Below are 17,671 nucleotides of genomic sequence, written 5' to 3'. Positions count from 1 at the left end.
GTCCCGCAGAATCAGATCCGGCGCCGGCGGCGCCGTACGGTCCTGTCTCGTCAGCGACCGCGACTTCCGTCGAGTTATCCCGACGCTCTCACGCTCCCGCATGATCCGAGCGACACGCTTGCGATTCACCACGTGCCCCTGGTCCCGGACTTCCACGCAGGCGACCTCGTGGCCCATGCGGGTCTCCACGGCGATGCGACTGTGTCGATCTTCGTCGAGCCACTCCTTGCCGCCGTGGCGAAGCAGGTACAGCCGCTTCCCGGCGTACGCGGTCGCAGGGACCTCTGGAAGGGGGGCGGCGGGAGATGGCCAGCGGGGGCTGGCCCAGGCGAATCCTCGCGAACTCCTCGGAGGCTGGTCGCCCGCGCGAGACCGGCCGCCAGTAGGAGTAGCTGAAGTTTGTGTTGGCCAGCAGCCCGCCGCTGATCGCTGGGAACAGGTACTCGTGGTCATGGGTGGCGAGGAGCGCCGTGTGCAGCTCCGCGATGAATCCGGGGAGGGGGAGATTTCGATGGGATTCGTACTTCGGTGGGAAGAGCTTCACCGGCCCCTTGCCGAAATCGCGTTGGAACTGCCACTGGACGCGCAGCGCGGGCAGTGCCGTTGGCCCGTAGCGCTCCAGGGCTTCTTTCCGCCGTTCAAGGTCGGGGTCTGAGGTCGGCCAGTTCGGGTGGCAGAACTCGCGGCGCAGAGCGTAGAGCTCGGCAGGCCGCATGGTCGTGAACATCCCTTGCTGTGTCCGACGCCATCACCCACTACGGCCAGCTGCGCGAGCTGACCATCGACGAGCTGGCCTACGTGCTCTTGATGCTCGATCACCCGATCTCGGCCGACGCCCTCGCGGAGATGGAGCGATGTGCTCGCCCCGTGACCGTCGACGATCTCGTCGCGATCGCCTATGTGCTCGACACGACCCCCGCGGTGCTGCTGTCGCACATCCCTATCGACATGCCGGAACCCGCGGGGCCTTTCGCCACCGGGCTCCCGAGTGACGTCGACCCAACCGGGCTTCGTGCCTGGATCGAGGGGGAGACCAGGCTCGACCGCGAGTCGCGGTTGCGCGGGTGGGAAGAGCGGGCTGGCCGCCTCAGGGTCAGGTCGGCACACCACGAGGAACAGCTGCAGGGAGCGTACGCAGAGCTGCGTGAACTCGGCGACCTGGCAGTCCAAGAAGCAGACGCCCCGCCCGTGCAGCGTCGGCAGTGGCGCATCCAAGACGGCGAACACGCGCTCAATCAGGCCGAGTTCGCGCCAGCGCTGACTGAGCATCGGCTCGACAACCTCCGAGAAGGCACCTGACAGACGGTCCCGGTCCGCCAAAGTCACCTATCCATAGGTTATTTTGACTGGCCTTCTGTCTCAAACCGACTTCCATAACGAATGAAGGGAGAACGCCATGAGGATCACCAGCACTGTACGTAGGACGCGGGCCAAGATGACCGTGTCCATCGCGGCCCTGGCCGCGGGCTCACTCATACTCACGGCCTGCAGCGGAAGCAGCGACGGCGCCAGCAAGCTCGACGGTACCTACTACGTCAAGGACGTCAACGGCACGTCCGACCTCGGCCAGCTGGTCGTCAAGGGCAACAGTGTCTCGCATCATGAGTACAGCTGCGATGGTGTCTACGAGAAGCCGGGTGTGACCAGCACCGGCGAGTTCAACAAGGATCAGTCCCAGATCATCTGGACGGTCGCCGGAGACGACAGCCGCAACAAGCGGACCGGCAGCGAGTCCATCTCAACCAGCAACACCTCGATCAGCATCAGCGGTAGCGCGTACGTGCGTGACAACTCGGATGCTGGCAAGGCTCTGCTGGACGGCTTCAAGGCCAAGTGCGGGAAGTAGCGTCGACGTCCCGCTCGGCCGGCCAAGCAGCGCAGAACCCCGTGGGCATCGCGTCCACGGGGTTCTGTCCTTCCTCGGCTGGTCAAGCCTCTGACGTCTACTCCTGAAGCTGCAGCGCCCGGTATTCCTCGATCGTCTCCGGCGGCTGGCCGTATTTCGGGGCATGCCGCTCGACGAAATCGAGTTCGGCCCATGCCTCTGGCCTCCGAATCCTCGACTGGGCCACCACGACGAACACCACGGCGCTGACGCCGATGTTGGACAGACACCACCCCGTCAGCAGCACCATCAGCACCACAGGCAGATCATTCTCGATCTCCATGGTGCCCAAAACGCCCAAGCCTGCGCCGTTGACCAGAAGGCCCGACACGTACCCCTCGAACGAGCCGACCAGACGCGCCAGGATCCTCGGCTCGTCACGATGCCGCACGGCGCGCACCATCTCGCCGACGAACACTACGGTAGCCACAGCCGCCGCAGTACTCAGTGCCAGCTCACGGATCCCGGTGACCCACCATCGCGCCGAGCTCCACCAGCCACGCGGGAACTCGCCGCGAAGCCTCGATCCGAGCCTCATGCCCCCTCCTTCTCCTCACGCTGCTCAAAGGGCGGCACCCGGTGAGGATGATCGTTCTCACCGGGTGCGTCAGGCCTCCACGCTCGCCCTCGATCGGACGATCAGTCCTCCTCGCGCCGGCCTCGGCGGGGGCCACCGGCCGGCCGCTGCTGCGGCTCCGGGGTCCCCACGCTCTGAGGGGTCGGATCGGCAACCTGAGGCGGACGCGGAACCGGAGCCTGCCGCGGCGCAGGAGCCGGCGCAGGAGCCGGCGCAGGTGCCGGTGCAGGAGCCGGCGGCCGCGGAGCATGAGCCGACGGGGCGGGCGTCTGACGCGGCGGCGACGCCTGGATCGAACCCGGCCGATGCGCTGCATGTGTCCGAGCCGGAGTCCGCGCACCAGGCGCAGCCGGAGTCTGACCCACAGCCGGAGCACCGGCCCCGGGCTGCCTCGGAGCCGAGGCGCCGTCGCCGCGGGCGTTGATGACGGGCAGCGGCCGGTCACGGTTCGCCTGCGCCACGGCCTGCCCCTGCCGTGCCGGCGGCCGGACGGGGGTCCGGGCCTGAGCCGGGGCAGGGGTGTCCTGAGCGGAGCGTGTCGCACGCGTGCTCGGCGCACCCGACTGCGTCGGAGCCTGAGCCTGAGCCGGGGCAGGGGTGGCGCCCTGAGCGGAGCGTGTCGGACGCGTGCTCGGCGCACCCGACTGCGTCGGAGCCTGAGCCTGAGCCGGGGCAGGGGTGGCGCCCTGAGCGGAGCGTGTCGGACGCGTGCTCGGCGCACCCGACTGCGTCGGAGCAGGATCCGGGGCAGGCACAGCGTCTCCGCTGAAGCGCTGCGGTGCAGCCTGCTGGTTGCCGCCCTGTTGGTTCTGCGCACCCTGTGAACCCGTGCCGAACTGCGTCGGTCCCGTCTGACCGGCGACAGCCTTACCGTTTCCGCTGGTCGGGACAGAACCTGGGCCGCCGGCGCCGCTCTGGCCCTGAGCATCACCACGAGAACTCGACGGCTCCGTCGACGAGGAAAGTACCTCACCGCGGATGACCTTGTGGCCGTCCGCGCTGTACCCGAGGTTCGACAGGCCACCCTGGTTGCTTAGACTCTGCGCCGTCTGCTTGTCCGAGCGCGAGCTGCCCGCTCTGCCACTCGTCAGCTGCAGCGGACCACCCTTGTCGGTGTGTCCGTCGCGACCGGGCGTGCCCAGAACGCCGGCGGGACCGATGCCGCCCGGCAGAGCCTTGACGCCGTCACTGCCGCCGCCGGAGCCACCACCACCAGGACCACCATCCAGCACCGGGCTGTCCGGGCCATCCGGTCCGTCCTGCCCGCCACCCTCGAGGCTCAGCTGCTGCTTACCGGACGTCAACTCCATGGCGTCACCGTTCGTGCCGCCGGCGTTCGTCGGCGCCGTCTTGCCCGTGGGCTTGCCTGTGGGCTTGCCCGTGTTCGGGGACGCCGGACCGCTGGTCTTGCTGTTGAACCCGTTGGCGAGCTTGTTGCCCATGGCCATACCCGCGCCAGCCCCCGCACCCGAAGCCAGAGCGGGCATCAGCCCACCCTTGTCCGGCTTCGGCGTGTTGTTCGTCTCGAGGAACTTGTCCACGAGCTTGGTGACCACCTCGTCCATCGCCTGCAGCACAGTCTTGCGTACCCGTAGCAGGGCGAAGGTGATGCCCATGATCACCAGCGAGGAGATCAGGGTCAGGACCACCACGATGATCCCGCCGAGCGCAGCGCTGCCCCACAAGCCACCCGGGCTCATGAAGCTCGACACGGGGCCAGCCATGATGTCCGGGACCGAGATCAGGAACTCCGAGACGAACTGGTAGACGAACAGCGTGACGAGGACTTCCAGGATCATCGCCGTGGAGTAGACGATCACTTTGGCGATCGCCTGCATGGCGCCCAGCGTCGCGAACGGTACGGCGGCCACCAGGCCGAAGGTCCGCTTGATCGCCCCGGCCAGCATGCCGATGGCGTACCAGAAGCCGAGCAGGACGATGGAGCCCAGGACCGTGGCCGAGTTGCTCCAGTACATGAACTTCGCCGGCCCCGTGCCCACCTGGCTGACGGCCATGTGGTTCTCGCGGGTGAACCCGCTGGTGGCGTTGTTCGACGAGTACATGGCCAGTGAGCTGGGGTTGAACCCGGTGTTGAGGTAGTTGTACGCCGCCAGGGGAGACAGGTTGCATGAGGAGGGTGTCTTGCCCACCGCAAAGCCACAGCCACCCTTCGTCCCCGTCGTGGTGAAGACCGTCGAATCCTTACCGGGACGAGAGGAGGTCAAGCCCGTGCCGTCGGTCGAGATCACCGGGTGATCGACCGGCTTCGGCCCGTTTTCCTCACCGAACTCCTTCACGTCGCCGTAGCTTTTCTTGTCGACAAACCAGCGCTTCTTGGTATCCGAGCTCTCGTCCAGCTGCGTGATCGAGCTCTTGATCCCCGACTCGAAGTCGGAGGCTGCGATCTCGTTGCTCGCGATGTACTTGCCGATGATCCCGAAGGTCGAGAACACCGCTTTGAAGTCGTCCGAGGCACGGTTTCCGGTGACGGAGACGGTGCCGTCCTTCCAAGCCGACTCGGCGTCGTTGGCCTTCGTCCCGATGTTGATGCCGTTGAACGTCGCCCCGTGGGACTGCTTGTTGATCGCCAGCGCACTCGTGCGTACAGCCATCATCGCGTCCGGGCTGGCCTGGTCATCGTTCCAGGAAACAGTGGCCTGGTCCGGGATCCCCAGGCGGTCGTTCATCATCCACGCCTCGAAGTCGACGTAAGTGCTCAGCACGACGCGCGTCGGGCCGGCGTGTTGACCAAGAACGGAGTCGTCGAACTTTCCGAGCACGCTGGAGTACATCGACCCGACGAGCGGCAGGCCGACGCCGATGAAGACGACGCGCACGATGAGCTTCTTGATCGCCGAGCCCCGGTCCATCTTCTTGAACATGACCAGGCCGATGAGCAGGACGCCGATGAAGATCGGCACGAGCGCCTGCCACGAGATGTCGACGAGCAAGCCGTACCAGCCGCTGATCCAGTGCTGCAGACCCGAGAGCGCGCCGCCTCCGGTATCGCCTCCGGTCATACCCTCGGCAAGAGTCGGATTTACCGCCGCCACCGCGCTGTAGAACCACAGGAAGGGGTTGATGAGCTTCAGGAACTGGATGATGACGTAGAACAGCGTGCCGACCGCCAGCGCCAGGGCGTAGAGGACCCAGATGATCGACCCCCCGATCACGCTCACGATCTGGCCGCCGATGCCCGAGGACATCGTGTCCAGGCCAAGGTCGTTGTTGGCCGCCCCGAAGTGCGCGTAGTCGAGCATGCCCGAGTACTTGGCGTTGCCCTTGCCGTCTTTCGCGGCCAGGGTCTCGTAGGTGACGGTCTGCGAGGACCCCGACACCTCGGCGAAGAACCAGCCCACGATGTTGCCCAGGCTGAACTCCGGGTCGGCGTAGCCGAGAATGGAACCGCCCGAGGCCGGGCTGGACGTGACCGGCTTCCAGTTCTCGTGCATGCCCTTGTCGTTCTGCGGCGAGTTCTTCTCGCTGAAGTACGAGCTCGCGTTCGAGGCCAGCTGGTAGAGGCTGTAGTTGTCGCGCTCCTTCTTGTCGTCCGCAGACGCCGGCGAAGACGTCGCCATCATGAAGACCGGCACGAGCAGCGCCGCCAGGAGCATGAGGGCGAGCCCGTGCGCGAGCCTGCCCGGGCGGGCTGCCCCCACGCTGTGGCCGGCCCAGGCACGCAGCCTCGCCACTGCCGTGATCGTCCCGTTCATGGTCTCTCCTCTGCTCCTCGTCCTCGTATCAGTGCTGACCTCGCTCATGTCTTTTCCAGCTTCTTGGGCCTGGGCCTTGCCACTGGTCGCTTTGCGTTGTTCTCGGGCTGCCGCAGGCTCTTGCCGTCGTTGCGCTTGATCGCGTCAGCCTGGCCCGCGTCAGCCTCACCGCCGTCGCCCTCGCTGTGCTTCCGGATGCTGGTGAGGTTCGCGCCCGGTGCCGGCTTGGCGTGCATGATCGAGTCCATCCGCGCCGTCTCTTCGGCCCTGGCCGCCTCCCGTCGGACCTGCCTGCGTTGGGCCTCGCGGTAGGGGTTGATCCCCAGTGCCAAATCCAGGTGAAAGACCACGTTGGAGACGCCCCGGCGCAGGTACGTGAGGTTCTCGTCCTTGGTTGTGATGAGCTGGGCGAGATCCGGCGGGATCCGCTGGTGCAACTGCTTCTGGTACTCCGCCACTGTTTTGTCGCGCATAGGACCGAAGAGCGTGTAGTCCGCAGCGTCGAACTTGTTGAAGTCGCTGTCGGCCAGCATCTTGTCGACGTCGTTGTAGCTGTAGACCACCCGGCCGCCGCGCTCGTGCATGTGGTCGAACTGGTCCTTGAGGTACTTCTTCACCCGGTCGTCGATGTGCTCGGTGCCGTGGATGATCACCGTGTCGCCGAGCCCCAGCTTGCCGACGGCGAAGCCGACGATGTTCACCAGCTGCGCCATCGCCACGCCCTTGCCGCGGCGCATGAGCCGCGAGAAGTCGTAGACCACGCGCCGCGAATCCCGGACCCCGTCCACGGCCGAGGCCGTGTGGTTGTTGAACAGGTCGCCATTGGTGCTCAGCATCGCGTTGGCGATGCCTCTGAGCACGTTGTACGCGCGCAGCTGGTCCGGGTCGGTCTTGCTGGAGTTCAACAGCGCCTTGTGCGCGGTCGCCAGGTACGAGACGAACATCTGAAGACGCGGCACCTGGGTGTGCGGGATGTTCACCACGCGCAGGCGGTTACGCTGCTCCTTGGCGTTGTGCCGCCACATGCCCTGCTCGATGTAGAAGTCCGTGGCAGTGTCTTCGAGGGCACTGCGGATGATCGAGCCGACGGCACCATCGGTGGTCTCGTAGAGCTGCTCGAACATCAACTTGAGCTTCTCCATCTGCGCGGAGAAGACCGTCAACTCGTCCTCCTCCTCGCCGAACATTTCGAACATGTTCACGTCGCCCTGGTTCAGGTCCACGCGCGAGGTGAGCCGCTCGAACCTCGGGCCGAGTTTGTCGAGGTTCGCCCCGTCAAGGACGAGGTGGACGACCTGGCGATTGTTCAGCAGCGTCGCCTGCGAGATCTTCGAACACCACATGTTGGCCACCCGCTGGCGGTCGAGGTACTCGCTGAGGGTGGCGTCGGCGACGATCACGTGGTGGTCGTAGGCGTTGACGTCCATGAGCACGGCGCTGTTGTTGACGTCGCCGACCATGTAGCCGACGTACTCGCCGCCCTTGTCGTTGAGGCCGTTGGTCACCAGCGAGTACGAGCCGGCCAGCTCGGTCGAGGTGAAGTGGAAGCCCTTGCCCTTCTTCTTCTCGTTGTTCTTCCACAGGCTCGAGAGCTCCTGGCGCTGCTCGCCGGCGTAGGGCGCAGCCTTCAGCGTGCCGAAGCGGTCGATGTACAGGCGCGTGACCCGGTCGATCGTGTCGTCCAGGGTCGTCAGGTCCGGGGCCTTGAGAAAGAGCCGGTTGTGCACCGAGAGGTAGCTCGCGCCGTCTTGGAGCTCTCCGATCGTGACCCCGAGGTCACCGGAGATCTTCGCGGCCTTGCGCCTGGAAGAGGTCGTACCCGTCTCCTCCTGCTCGTTGGCATCGAGCCGTTCCAGCTTCTCGGACTGTTTCGTATAGGAGTCGATCCACTTGTCGTCCATCCGCTTGACCTGCTCAAGCACGACCGCGGTGACCCGCTCGTCCAGGCCGTCCGGGATCCGATCGATGCCCCAGAAGGCGGCGAAGTTGTCGTGCGCGGCGTCGTCGTGGAAGTACGCCAGGATGCAGGCGACCGAGCCGTCGACCTCGAAGTAGTCGGAGCGGAAGAGGTACTTCTCCTTCGGCTTCAGCGCGAGCAGATGCGGATAGGCGTCGAATGTGCCCTGGAGGTGCTTCACCTCCCGGCGGCGCTGCCACCAGTTCTTCTTCGGCTCGGCGGCTTCGTCGGCCACGCCGTGAGCTGCCGCGGTGTTCCGCACGCCCTCAGCCTGAGCAGCGTCGTCCGCGGGCAGATCACCGACCAGAAGCTCCGCGCCCTCATTCGTCTCGGCAGGCTTCTTTCCCGGGATGCCGAGCTGTGCCCGGACTTTCGTCATCAGCGCCATGGTGTCCTTCGTTCGTTCCTCGTCGTGTGAGTCGGCCTGGCGCTGTCAGTTCAGCGACGCCTTGAGATCGAGCAGTTCGTCGTCGATGCCCTGGTAGAAGACCCGCAGCATCGGCTCGGCCTCCTCGCGGTCGAGCATCGTGATTTCCTTGATCATGAGGGTGGAGCCGCCGACCTCGGCCTGGAGGACTTGGTGTCCCTTGCGCAGTGCGTCGGTGTTCTTACCCTTGAGCAGCAGGTACTGGTGGATCGAGGGGAACTTCCCGCCCACGTGCTGCGTGAGGATGTCGTACTGCTCGTTCTGCAGCTCGATCAGATCGGGGTCACGGATCTGAAGGGCCTGGTTGCGCTGCTCCAGGTTCGCCACCTGGTGGTAGATCCGCTGCGGCTCCTTCGTTGTGATGAAGCTGTGCTCGCAGGCCGTCTCAACCTTGCGCCAGAAGGAGTCGACCCGGTCGAGGATCCCGATCCGGTCCTCGTCGAAGAGCAGATAGCTCGCTGAGCCGACGACCAGGTAGACCCGGCCTTCGCCGCCGTCGGAGAAACGGATCAGCCCGTCCTCGTCGATCCCGTCGATGCCGACGATCGAGTAGAAGTCCGTGGGGTTCGAGCTGCGACGGGTGAGGACGTGGCGGGCCGTGCGGGGCAGATACGCAAGGAAGGCCGGCACCCGCATGATGCGCAGCTCCTTCGTCTTCATCAGCCCGCCGAAGTAGGCGATCGCCGCCAGTCCCCAGAGGACGAAGAACGCGATGGCGACTGGGCCCGAGCTCGCGACGAACGTCGACGTGCTGAACCACAGCAGGGCGAGGATGCCGCCAGCGAAGAAGAGCAGCTGCTTGATCGGGGAGGGCTTCGCCGCCCAGCCGCCCTTGCTGAGCGTGATCTCGTGATCCAGAAAGCTCCTGTTCAGCGAACTTGGCACCTTGTAGGACAGCTTCGCCATGAATCTCCCATCCCCCTTGCGACCGCAATGGCCATTGCTCGACCTATCGAGAAGTCTTCATACATGAGGCGCGCGAATGGCATCCTATCTTAGATAAGCCATTCGAAACGAGCGCGAAAGGGGCTCGGGTGGTGGCGTGGGGCGAGTCTGACTAGCGGATCCGAGTCATCGAGTGTCGTTTGAGCGGCTGACAGATCAGTCGCACCGCGGAAGCGGTGGCGCTCAGTCCATCGCTTCAGCCTCGAAGCGCGGAACGTCGTCGCCTAGGTCGAGCACGGCCAACGCATCGGCGGAGCCGCTCTGGTCGAGGCCTTCCTGACGGACCGACATCGCGTCGAGCACTGCCTGCTCCGAGTGCCGAGGGGGTGTGTGCCCGGCGCCGCGCAGCGTCTCCTTGGCCGGATCGAGCCGAGAGCACTCGCGCGTGGTGCACTTGACGCACCACGCGCGCATACACCAGAGCGTCGGGGTGCCGGCCGTGGCCGTGACGAGCCGCTGGACCGGCCCCGGGACCGCCGGCGCCTCGTGGTGCAGGCGCTCGCTCAGCAGGGCGAGCTGCTCGTTCAAACCCTCCAGAGCCCGGACGGATCCCGCTGCGGGTGCCGCGCCAGCATCCTGAAGTCGTCCAGCAACACGATTTCGCGCATCGTTCCCATCGCATCCTCGTTCCTGTCGTGAAATGGCGGCAGCGGGCCCCGAGGTCCGGGACCCGCTGCTACTCGTCAGTGCCCGGCCGACATCAACCGAACGACGGGACGATCTTCTTCTTGCCGCCCTCCTTCTTCCAGGAGATGCGGGCGTCGAAGGTCCTGCCCTTGGCCGAGACGAAGCCCGTGCCCTGGATGGTCTTACCGGCCGCCAGGTCCTTGCGCTGCGCATCGGTGAAGGTCACCTGGCACCAGGACCGAGGTGGCTCGTCGTCGGAGCCGAAATCAGGGGTGATCTTCCTGGCCTTCGCGTCCCAGGTGACCTTGCAACCGAAGGTCTTGCCCGTCCGCGCGCTGACGAAGTCGTCGATCTCCAGCGCCTGACCCGCCAGGAGCACCGCGACCTCCGCCGGCGTGAACGTCCGGCCAGACCACTTCGCCGGCTTGTCCGGCACCTCCAGCTGGAACCCGACGAACTTGCGACCCTTGAATGTGCCGACGCCGAGCGCACCGGTGGCCGGGAAGGGCTTGTTCTCCCTCGGCCTCGCCTCGAACGAGATCGTTTCGCCCGCGAGCAGCTTTGCCACCTCGTCATCGCTGAACTCGTGGCCCGACCAGACCTTCTTGAAGGCGACCTTCGTCGGGCCACCTGGAGCGGCCTGCCACACGCCCTCGGCGCGGGCGGCGCCGACCTGCTCTTTCAGGCCCAGCTCGGCGCGCATGGACGAGGCGTTCTTCGTCATCGTGGCGATGTCCTCGCGCACCCAGTCGGCGACGACGGCCAGGCGCTCCTCGGCGGTCGCGATCCCGGCGGCGATGTCGCGCATGTCGCGCTTCTCCAGCTGCTTCATGAGCCACTTCATCGTCGCGTGCTCGGGGCGCTCGTTCGCGCCCCTCGAAGATGAACGGCTCAGCGTTCGGGCCCAGGCCCTTGCCGGACCCGTTCCCGTCGCCCTCGTCCGCCCGTCGACGCGTCTTCCCGGAGCTTCGAGGGGATCTCCTGCTCGCTCCGGTAGCGGCGCTTGAATGCCCACGCCCCTTCGCGCTGCGTCCGGCATCCGCGCGGCGCGTCCTCGGGGCGCGAGGCCGGCGCGGCCATACCCGTACACCGCGGAGTGCAGTACGAGCCGAGGCACACCCGGGTCCTGGACGCAGAGACCCGACAACCCCACGCCTTGCAGCGCTGACGGACGGGAAGGAGCTTCTCCCTGCTCGTCGCGGTCATCGGAACGGCCGCCCTTCCCGCTCGCGTTCGAGCCTCAACTGCTTCCTGGTCGCCTCACGGGCCATGTCCCGGAGATGGATCGCCTCCTTGTGCGTGATCGGCGCGTCATGAAGGTTGTGCGAGCCCCGCAGGAAGTTCTCCGTGCGGTCGGCGATGGAGTATGCGAGCGCCTGCTCGATCACCGCGCTGGTCTGGCGCACCTCGCCCAGCTCGTCGCGCAGCTTGCGCAACAACCCGTCCCGCTCGCGTTCGACAGCCTCGATGCTCATCAACCGTGTCAACACGCCGCCCAGCAGCGGGTCGCGGGAGCGGAACAGCTCCACGGCGCGCTCGGTGGCAGGATCGGCATCAAGGTGCAGGTCGAGCTGTGCCAACAGGAACGCCATCACCAGCGTGCCCTGGCTCAGCCGCCGGCTGAACCCCCGAGCGGCGCTGTCGCTCACGCCCAGCTCACGGACTGCGGCTGCTCGCAGCTGCTCCCGCAGCGCGTTCATGACGCTGTCGGGCAGCGCCTTGATGTGCGGCTGGCTCTGCACGCCGACGAGGCGGAAGCCCGACTGGGGGAGCGTGGCGGTCTCGGCTGTACTGCCCGAGCCCCCCTTCGAGGGCGCGCTCTGCACGGCGCCCTGATCACCGGTGAACTGCGGCGATCCGGGCCCCACCCGCTCGGGTTCGTCCGGTGCGGCGACGCCGTCATGAGCAGCGATTTCGGCTGTAGCAGCGCCCTCCACGTCCGGCTGTGCCCCGGGAGCGGAAACGGCATCGGCCGCAGGACCCGCCGGCACACCGCCCGGGAGCACCCCGTCAGCGGTGTTCTGTCCGCCGCCAGCGCCACCGCGCTGATTGGATCGACCGGCCCGCTCGGAGTCGCCAACGTCGGGCTCGCGGTCCGGCTCCAGGTTCGGGCGATCTGTTTCGGCTTCCCCATCGAGATCAGCCTGCGGACCTTCAACCTCGAGTTGGGAGTCGATGTCGCCGGTCTCATCGAACTGCGCCTCCGGCTCGGGTGCTGCCGCCTCAGGCTCAGGCGGTGCGGCCTGAGCCTGGACGCGCTTCAACTCCTCGCTCCCACCACGCCGGTAGGCGTCGAGGAAGGACGTGTCCACATCCATCACCTCGTCGGTGGGCGTGGCCGCCTCCAGCATCTCTGCGAAGTCCCGGCTCATACGAGCTCACCGTCCTCCTCGTCGAGCAGGTAGTTGTCGCCGCGGGTGAGCCCGATCAGCGAGTCGAAGCCCGTGGTGACGACGCGTTCGAGGTTCGCCGAGTTCGTCGCCAGCGCCGCGACCTGATCGACGAGCTCGTTGAGCCGCGCGATCTCCAGGGTCGGCAGGTCATAGTCGAGGTTCTCGCGCCGGATCTTCTCGACCACCGCCTCGGCCACGTACTCGCTCACCGAGGAGAACCCGCGCTTGTCGGCCCAGTACTCCGCGCGCTGCTTGTCGTCCGAGCTCAGCCGGACGAACATGCCTTGGCGGCCACCGCTGCTGCTCTGTGTCCCGCCCGGCAGCTTCTTCTTCGCGCCGCGCACAGGTTGCGTCGTCCTCTCCAACTCGTGTGCGGCAGTCATCTGCGGCTTCTCCATGCCTTGCCTTGCCAATCCGTGAAGTCGCCTTATCGACGCTAGTGGATAAGGCATCTGCCACTCTCTATGTTTCCTGTCGAGCATCGGTAGAGTCCAAGACGTGCCCAGTCGCCCCTCCTCGCCACGCATTGCCGCAGCCGGTGGTCCTCTGTCTGATGGGCGGCCGCTCAGGAGGCGGGCAGGGGAGTTGGCGTCGCGTTCGTCGTGCAGTCGACAAGTTCCTGGGTGAACCTCGGGGACTGCCAGATCGCCTTGTCCTTGTCGTTCGGCAGGTGTTCGACGATTGACCCGGTGCCGAGCGGCGCACCGCCGGCGAAGAAGTGCAGCGCCTCCTGGCTGAAGCCTGCCTTGTACACCAAGGTCGACAGACACTGGCCGGCCGCCGCGTAGGTCTTCTTCTGGCTCTCGTCACGGGCGTAGGAGGAGAACATCGAGACCAGGCCCTTGGTGAGCTCGATGGACGAGCTGACTGGCTGATCCGCGCGGACTGGGTATGCCGGCTTCAGGTTCGGCTTGCCCACCACTGGCTTCGCGGCTGCCTCCGGCGGCGCGTAGCTCTGAGCCTTGGGGCTACCGCTGTCCGGAAGTGCGGCCTCGCTGATGCATCCGTCGAAGTCCTTGCGCAGTGACCGCGAGGCCAGGAGCGCGGCGTCGTCCTCGCTCACCTTGTTCAGTCCGCCGATGACTGTGCCTATGTCGTCGCTGTCGGCCTTGACGATGTAGGCCAGCGCCTTCTCCGACATTCCCGCCTTCCGCACTGCGCTAGCCAGGCACGCTCCGCCGTCCTCTCTGGAGCTCCCGGCGCCTTGGAAGGCGAGCTTGTCCAGCGCCTTGCTGAGGGCTTTGTCAGCGACCTTGGCTGCGCTTGCGGTAGGGCTTGATGCAGGCGATGGCTGTGCCTCCTTGGCCGTTCCGCCGTTGCCGCTGGAGCACCCAACGAGCACGACGCCCGCAGTCAGCGCCGCAGTGGAGAGTCCAGCCTTCCCCGCCCTCCAGGTCCTCATCTCTTCTCGCCTCGCATCCCCTGTTGCCGACCAGTCAGATTGGATCCACTGATCTCTGAGGGTATCTCATTCGAGTGGTCATTGAATGATGGTCTGCGATGAGTCGGAATGTCGCTAGATAGAGGATGTAGGGGCTGTGCAGAGCGGGACTCGGGCGCGCGGAGTGCCTGCGGGCCTGTTTGGCGCTTGGGGGTCAACAGAGCTGATCCGGAAGGCTCTGCGATGGCGCCGTGCGCGTGTCGGCTACGGGTGGCCCCTGTCGGGCGGCTGTTCGTGGGCTTCTCATCTCCTCCCACGAAGGACTGCTCGCCATGACTGCTGTTGCTTCTGATCGGACCACCGCCGACGTCGATCTGCTGACGCTCACGCTGCACGTGAGTGATGAGCACAAGACCTGGTACCGACCGTCTTCGAGGGCGAGGACCCGGTCCACGTCGACAAGCAGGGCGCAGCCTGGCTGGGGGAACTGCCGTGCCTCGCAGTCGATATGGACGACTCGACCTGCTGCGGTCGGCTCCCTCGGACCTTCAACGCAGTGCTCGCGTCCATCGCCTGCGACCAGCAGCTCATGCAGGGGGCCACACTCTGACGCGCGTCCGCTTCCGGAAGGAGAGCGGCGGACACGACTATGCGTGCTGCGCACGTCCCCGCGCCCATGAAGCCAGGTCCGGTCGTCTGTAGCGACCAGCAGCTTCTCCGCGTGCTCATCCGCCTGGCGCAGGGGGAGAGGCTCCTCGGACGTCGCGAGTTCGAGCAGCGCCGCGGGGACGCAGACCCCTCTTCTCCGCTCTACGAAGGGCGCTTCGGCAGCTGGAACCGCGCGATAGAACTCGCGGGACTCGACACGGTCGCACAGCCGGAGCAACTGCAGGACGCGACGACGAAGTGGACCCAGGAACAGCTCATCGCCGCGATCCGCCGGTGTCTGCTGGTAACGGGATCCACGACGCTGGCGGCCTACGAGGCCTGGCGCACGGATCCGGCAGATCCGAAGTCTGATGTTCCGTCGGCCGCCACCATCCGCTTCTGATGGGCAGTTGGTCACGAGCCACAGAGCTGGCTTGCAGCTGAAGTGGGAAGGAGATTCATGGTGGACGTCCTCGCCGTCTGCGTTCTTGAGCCGTGCTGCGAGAAGACGGAGCCGGGTTTCACGCCGAGACCGAGGCCGTACTACGTGCGCACCCCGGGCTGGTCGGACTCATGCAACCACCTGCGCAGCGAGCGGTATAAGGCGACGATCACCACGTACAAGACGCCTGAGGAGGCCGAGGCCGAGTACCAGTGCAAGGTGCGCGGCTGGGGGTCGACGGATGGATGGCTGTACGAGGGCGAGAGCCACCGGAGGGTGAGCGGTTCCGGATCACCGATCAAGGGCACCCTGACCACGCACTTCTGGCACGGGGAGCCGGTCGAGATCCCGTTCCCGACCATCGACTCGGGGCGACCGGCGGGGTGAAGTTGCGGGAGCAGGGCCACATGTCGCACCTCACCCCCGGCCGGGTCCCCGACTCGATCAACCGCCCCGGCTGCCGCTTGGCCTTCGGGATGGGCAAGTGAGCCAGACCAAGGACGCCGCCGCAACCGACCTGCCACCGGCCCCCCGGCGCTGGCCCTCGTGCTCGGAGGAGCCCCACACCCTGTGGGGGACGTGTCCGTGCAGTCCGGGGAAGGGTACGACGACTGCTCCGGCGCACACTCACTGCCGAAGGAGCAGCGATGCCGCGGCCCGCGCTGTTGCCGGATGTCAGAGACCTCGACATCGCGATCAGCAAGCTGCCGCAGGTCTACGAACCTCCAGCTGGAGCCGTGGCCCGAATCAGCGAGCTCTATTGCGAGCAGGGGCTGGGTGGTGACTGACCTGGATCGACGCAGTCGATCCGGAAGTGGATCTGCAGAGGCATCGCCATCCCCCTTGCGCACGGGCGCGATCGCTTCGTGGGCCCTGCGGCAGGTCATGGTCGAGGCCGAGCGCCTCGCCGACGACTTTGCGGCCATCGCCGGAATGCACGGCGCGAACTACCCAGACCTTGGCGCTGCCTGGGGTACGACCCGCCAGGGCGCAGCAAGCGCTGGCCCCAGCCGGTCAGCACCGAGGCTGTGCACCCATCCCGGTGGTGAATTGCCACCACCGCGAACCGCGAGGTCCAGGAGGCACCCGAGAACCTCACGCTGCGCCGCCACTCTGCTCACCCTCGCCATCTGGCGCAGCCTGACCCGCACGCCGCACTGCGGGTGGTGCGCGACCGCCTCGGCCTGGCCCACCTCCCGTCACGGCGCCCTGCGCTGCCGCGGCTACGTCCAGGACCGCCGCCGCGAACGGCTGCGCGACATCAGGAACGGCCGCCCCGTCGAGGAGCCGAACCCGTGGGGCGAGGCGTACCTACTCGAAGAAGAGATCGCCCAGCGAACGAAAGCCGACGCCTGAGCACCGAGACCACCACGGCCGCCGCCGACTTCGCCCAGGCGCTCGCCGAGCGGGCCGACGGATACCCGACCGACCCGCGGAGGGCACAGCGCCCGTGATCGCCACAGTCGCCGACCCGGCGACAGGCGAGCAGCACCCGGTCCCGATCGAGCCCGGCCAGGTCGACTGGGTGACCGCCCGGGTTCGGGGCGATCGGTACACCTTCCGCTCCGCCCGGTGCCGCGGCAGTCTTTCACCCTGATCCGCCGGCTCGGTGTCGTGCCGTCCGTCATTCCTCGTCTTCGCAATGGCCCTGGTGGTCTGGTTCATCACCGCAACGCTCCGCGGGGTCAAGGTCACGGATCTCGGATGGTCACGGCGTTCGGGGGGTGGTGTGGCCGATCCCGCGTTTACGCAGTTAGGCACGTATCTTGCGGGAGCTGTAGCCCTTGTCGCCCAGGACGTGGTCCGGGCGGGTTCGGGGTCGCCCGGGCCCGGCCCGGCGGACCTTGATGGTGTCCATGACCTCCTCGAAGCGGGTGCAGCCGGCGGCGTTGCCGCCTGTGAGGACGAAGCCGAGAGGCCGGCCGCGGCCGTCGCGGGCCAGGTGGATTTTCGTGGTCAGTCCGCCTCGGGATCGTCCGAGGGCGTGATCACATATTTCGCCCCCCTGCCCTGCCCCTTCTTTCGGGCGCCGGCGGCATGCTGATGGGCCCGCGTGACCGTGGAGTCGACCGACACCAGCCAGTCGATGTCACCGGTCGCGTCCTTCTCGGCCTGGACCGCGGCCAGCATTCGCGTGAACGTCCCGTCCAGCGCCCATCTGCGGAAACGCGTGTACAGGGTCCTCCAGGGCCCGTACCGTGCCGGCACATCACGCCACGCCGCCCCCGTCCGCGGCTTCCACACGATCCCGTTCAGCACCCGCCGGTCGTCCAACCTCGGCCGTCCCGAGGACGACCGAGGCAACAGCCCGGACAGCGCCTCCCACTCCACATCCGTCAGCTCATGACGACGCACCGTGCCGACATGATTGCCCATCAGAACCCTTTGAAGGCAAGCCCTAAAGCAGACCAAGTGAATGCCGAGCTAGGGGACATCGCGACGGGGTCTGGTCGGGAGTGGCCGGTAAATCAGCGAAGAACGCGAGTTTGATCGGCGAAGCCGATCCGGGACTCGGAATGACGAAGCATTCGATCAGCGCGGCTGGTTCGGATGAAGCGTTGGAAGAGGAAATCATCTGATCGGCGAAGCCGATCCGGATGGTGGCATGAGAGACAAGTGAATGTCTCAGCCTGAATCACTCAACTGCGCGCGGACGATGTCATCGATCCGGGCGCT

At 66.6% G+C, this 17,671-nt stretch carries 16 protein-coding genes and 1 pseudogene; 6 read left to right on the top strand and 11 right to left on the bottom strand.

Going from position 1 to position 17,671, the window contains the following annotated elements; all coding sequences use genetic code 11:
- A partial coding sequence (locus AB4039_RS37600; protein WP_442272869.1) for an IS3 family transposase occupies positions 1 to 177 on the bottom strand: 177 nt, incomplete at its 3' end.
- Between the two features lie 558 nt (positions 178 to 735).
- On the opposite strand from AB4039_RS37600, the gene AB4039_RS37595 reads away from it, so the two are divergent.
- Both AB4039_RS37595 and AB4039_RS37590 read left to right on the top strand, forming a co-directional pair.
- Positions 736 to 1,299, top strand: coding sequence for a DNA-binding protein (locus AB4039_RS37595; RefSeq protein ID WP_442272868.1), 564 nt, complete (start codon positions 736 to 738; stop codon positions 1,297 to 1,299).
- A gap of 97 nt (positions 1,300 to 1,396) precedes the next feature.
- Complete coding sequence (locus tag AB4039_RS37590) at positions 1,397 to 1,846, top strand: hypothetical protein (protein ID WP_266842959.1); 450 nt, start codon at positions 1,397 to 1,399, stop codon at positions 1,844 to 1,846.
- Between the two features lie 97 nt (positions 1,847 to 1,943).
- Here AB4039_RS37590 and AB4039_RS37585 read toward each other — a convergent pair whose 3' ends face one another.
- From AB4039_RS37585 to AB4039_RS37545, 9 genes are all read right to left on the bottom strand, one after another.
- Complete coding sequence (locus tag AB4039_RS37585; protein WP_266842961.1) at positions 1,944 to 2,423, bottom strand: hypothetical protein; 480 nt, start codon at positions 2,421 to 2,423, stop codon at positions 1,944 to 1,946.
- 101 nt (positions 2,424 to 2,524) lie between these two features.
- A complete protein-coding gene (locus tag AB4039_RS37580; RefSeq protein WP_442272867.1) occupies positions 2,525 to 6,175 on the bottom strand; it encodes a hypothetical protein in 3,651 nt (1,216 codons plus the stop codon).
- 44 nt (positions 6,176 to 6,219) lie between these two features.
- Positions 6,220 to 8,511: a hypothetical protein gene (locus AB4039_RS37575; protein WP_442272866.1), complete on the bottom strand. Its 2,292-nt coding sequence runs from the start codon at positions 8,509 to 8,511 to the stop codon at positions 6,220 to 6,222.
- Between the two features lie 54 nt (positions 8,512 to 8,565).
- Positions 8,566 to 9,465 carry a hypothetical protein gene (locus tag AB4039_RS37570; RefSeq protein ID WP_266842967.1) on the bottom strand — a complete coding sequence of 300 codons (900 nt, stop codon included), beginning with the start codon at positions 9,463 to 9,465 and terminating at the stop codon, positions 8,566 to 8,568.
- A gap of 222 nt (positions 9,466 to 9,687) precedes the next feature.
- Positions 9,688 to 10,032, bottom strand: coding sequence for a hypothetical protein (locus AB4039_RS37565; protein ID WP_442272865.1), 345 nt, complete (start codon positions 10,030 to 10,032; stop codon positions 9,688 to 9,690).
- A 172-nt stretch (positions 10,033 to 10,204) separates the two neighbouring features.
- Positions 10,205 to 10,963 (bottom strand): topoisomerase C-terminal repeat-containing protein, encoded by a 759-nt coding sequence (locus AB4039_RS37560; RefSeq protein ID WP_442272864.1) that lies wholly within the window; start codon positions 10,961 to 10,963, stop codon positions 10,205 to 10,207.
- 370 nt (positions 10,964 to 11,333) lie between these two features.
- Positions 11,334 to 12,503, bottom strand: a complete 1,170-nt coding sequence (locus AB4039_RS37555) for a hypothetical protein (protein ID WP_442272863.1) — start codon at positions 12,501 to 12,503, stop codon at positions 11,334 to 11,336.
- The gene (locus tag AB4039_RS37550; protein WP_266842975.1) at positions 12,500 to 12,907 is read right to left on the bottom strand and encodes a hypothetical protein; all 408 of its coding nucleotides are present in this window, start codon (positions 12,905 to 12,907) and stop codon (positions 12,500 to 12,502) included. Before AB4039_RS37550 ends, AB4039_RS37555 begins: the two co-directional genes overlap by 4 nt.
- A gap of 182 nt (positions 12,908 to 13,089) precedes the next feature.
- Positions 13,090 to 13,665 (bottom strand): hypothetical protein, encoded by a 576-nt coding sequence (locus AB4039_RS37545; protein WP_266842977.1) that lies wholly within the window; start codon positions 13,663 to 13,665, stop codon positions 13,090 to 13,092.
- A gap of 889 nt (positions 13,666 to 14,554) precedes the next feature.
- Between AB4039_RS37545 and AB4039_RS37540 the strand changes: the two genes are divergently transcribed.
- From AB4039_RS37540 to AB4039_RS37525, 4 genes are all read left to right on the top strand, one after another.
- Entirely contained in the window at positions 14,555 to 14,956 is a 402-nt protein-coding gene (locus tag AB4039_RS37540) for a homing endonuclease associated repeat-containing protein (RefSeq protein ID WP_442272862.1), read from the top strand.
- Positions 14,957 to 15,013: 57 nt separating this feature from the next.
- On the top strand, positions 15,014 to 15,382 hold the full coding sequence (locus AB4039_RS37535) for a hypothetical protein (RefSeq protein WP_442272861.1): 369 nt from the start codon (positions 15,014 to 15,016) through the stop codon (positions 15,380 to 15,382).
- Between the two features lie 260 nt (positions 15,383 to 15,642).
- The gene (locus AB4039_RS37530) at positions 15,643 to 15,783 is read left to right on the top strand and encodes a hypothetical protein (protein WP_266842983.1); all 141 of its coding nucleotides are present in this window, start codon (positions 15,643 to 15,645) and stop codon (positions 15,781 to 15,783) included.
- A 262-nt stretch (positions 15,784 to 16,045) separates the two neighbouring features.
- Positions 16,046 to 16,351, top strand: coding sequence for a hypothetical protein (locus AB4039_RS37525; protein ID WP_442272860.1), 306 nt, complete (start codon positions 16,046 to 16,048; stop codon positions 16,349 to 16,351).
- 400 nt (positions 16,352 to 16,751) lie between these two features.
- Here the strand turns inward: AB4039_RS37525 and AB4039_RS37520 are convergent.
- Positions 16,752 to 17,371: pseudogene (locus AB4039_RS37520) on the bottom strand (IS5 family transposase); the annotation flags it as partial.
- Positions 17,372 to 17,671: the final 300 nt, after the last annotated feature.

This window comes from Streptomyces sp. M-16 (assembly GCF_052114405.1).
GTDB lineage: Bacteria > Actinomycetota > Actinomycetes > Streptomycetales > Streptomycetaceae > Streptomyces.
The sequence above is the reverse complement of the archived record's forward strand: the minus strand, read 5'-3'. Positions and strand labels throughout refer to the sequence as shown.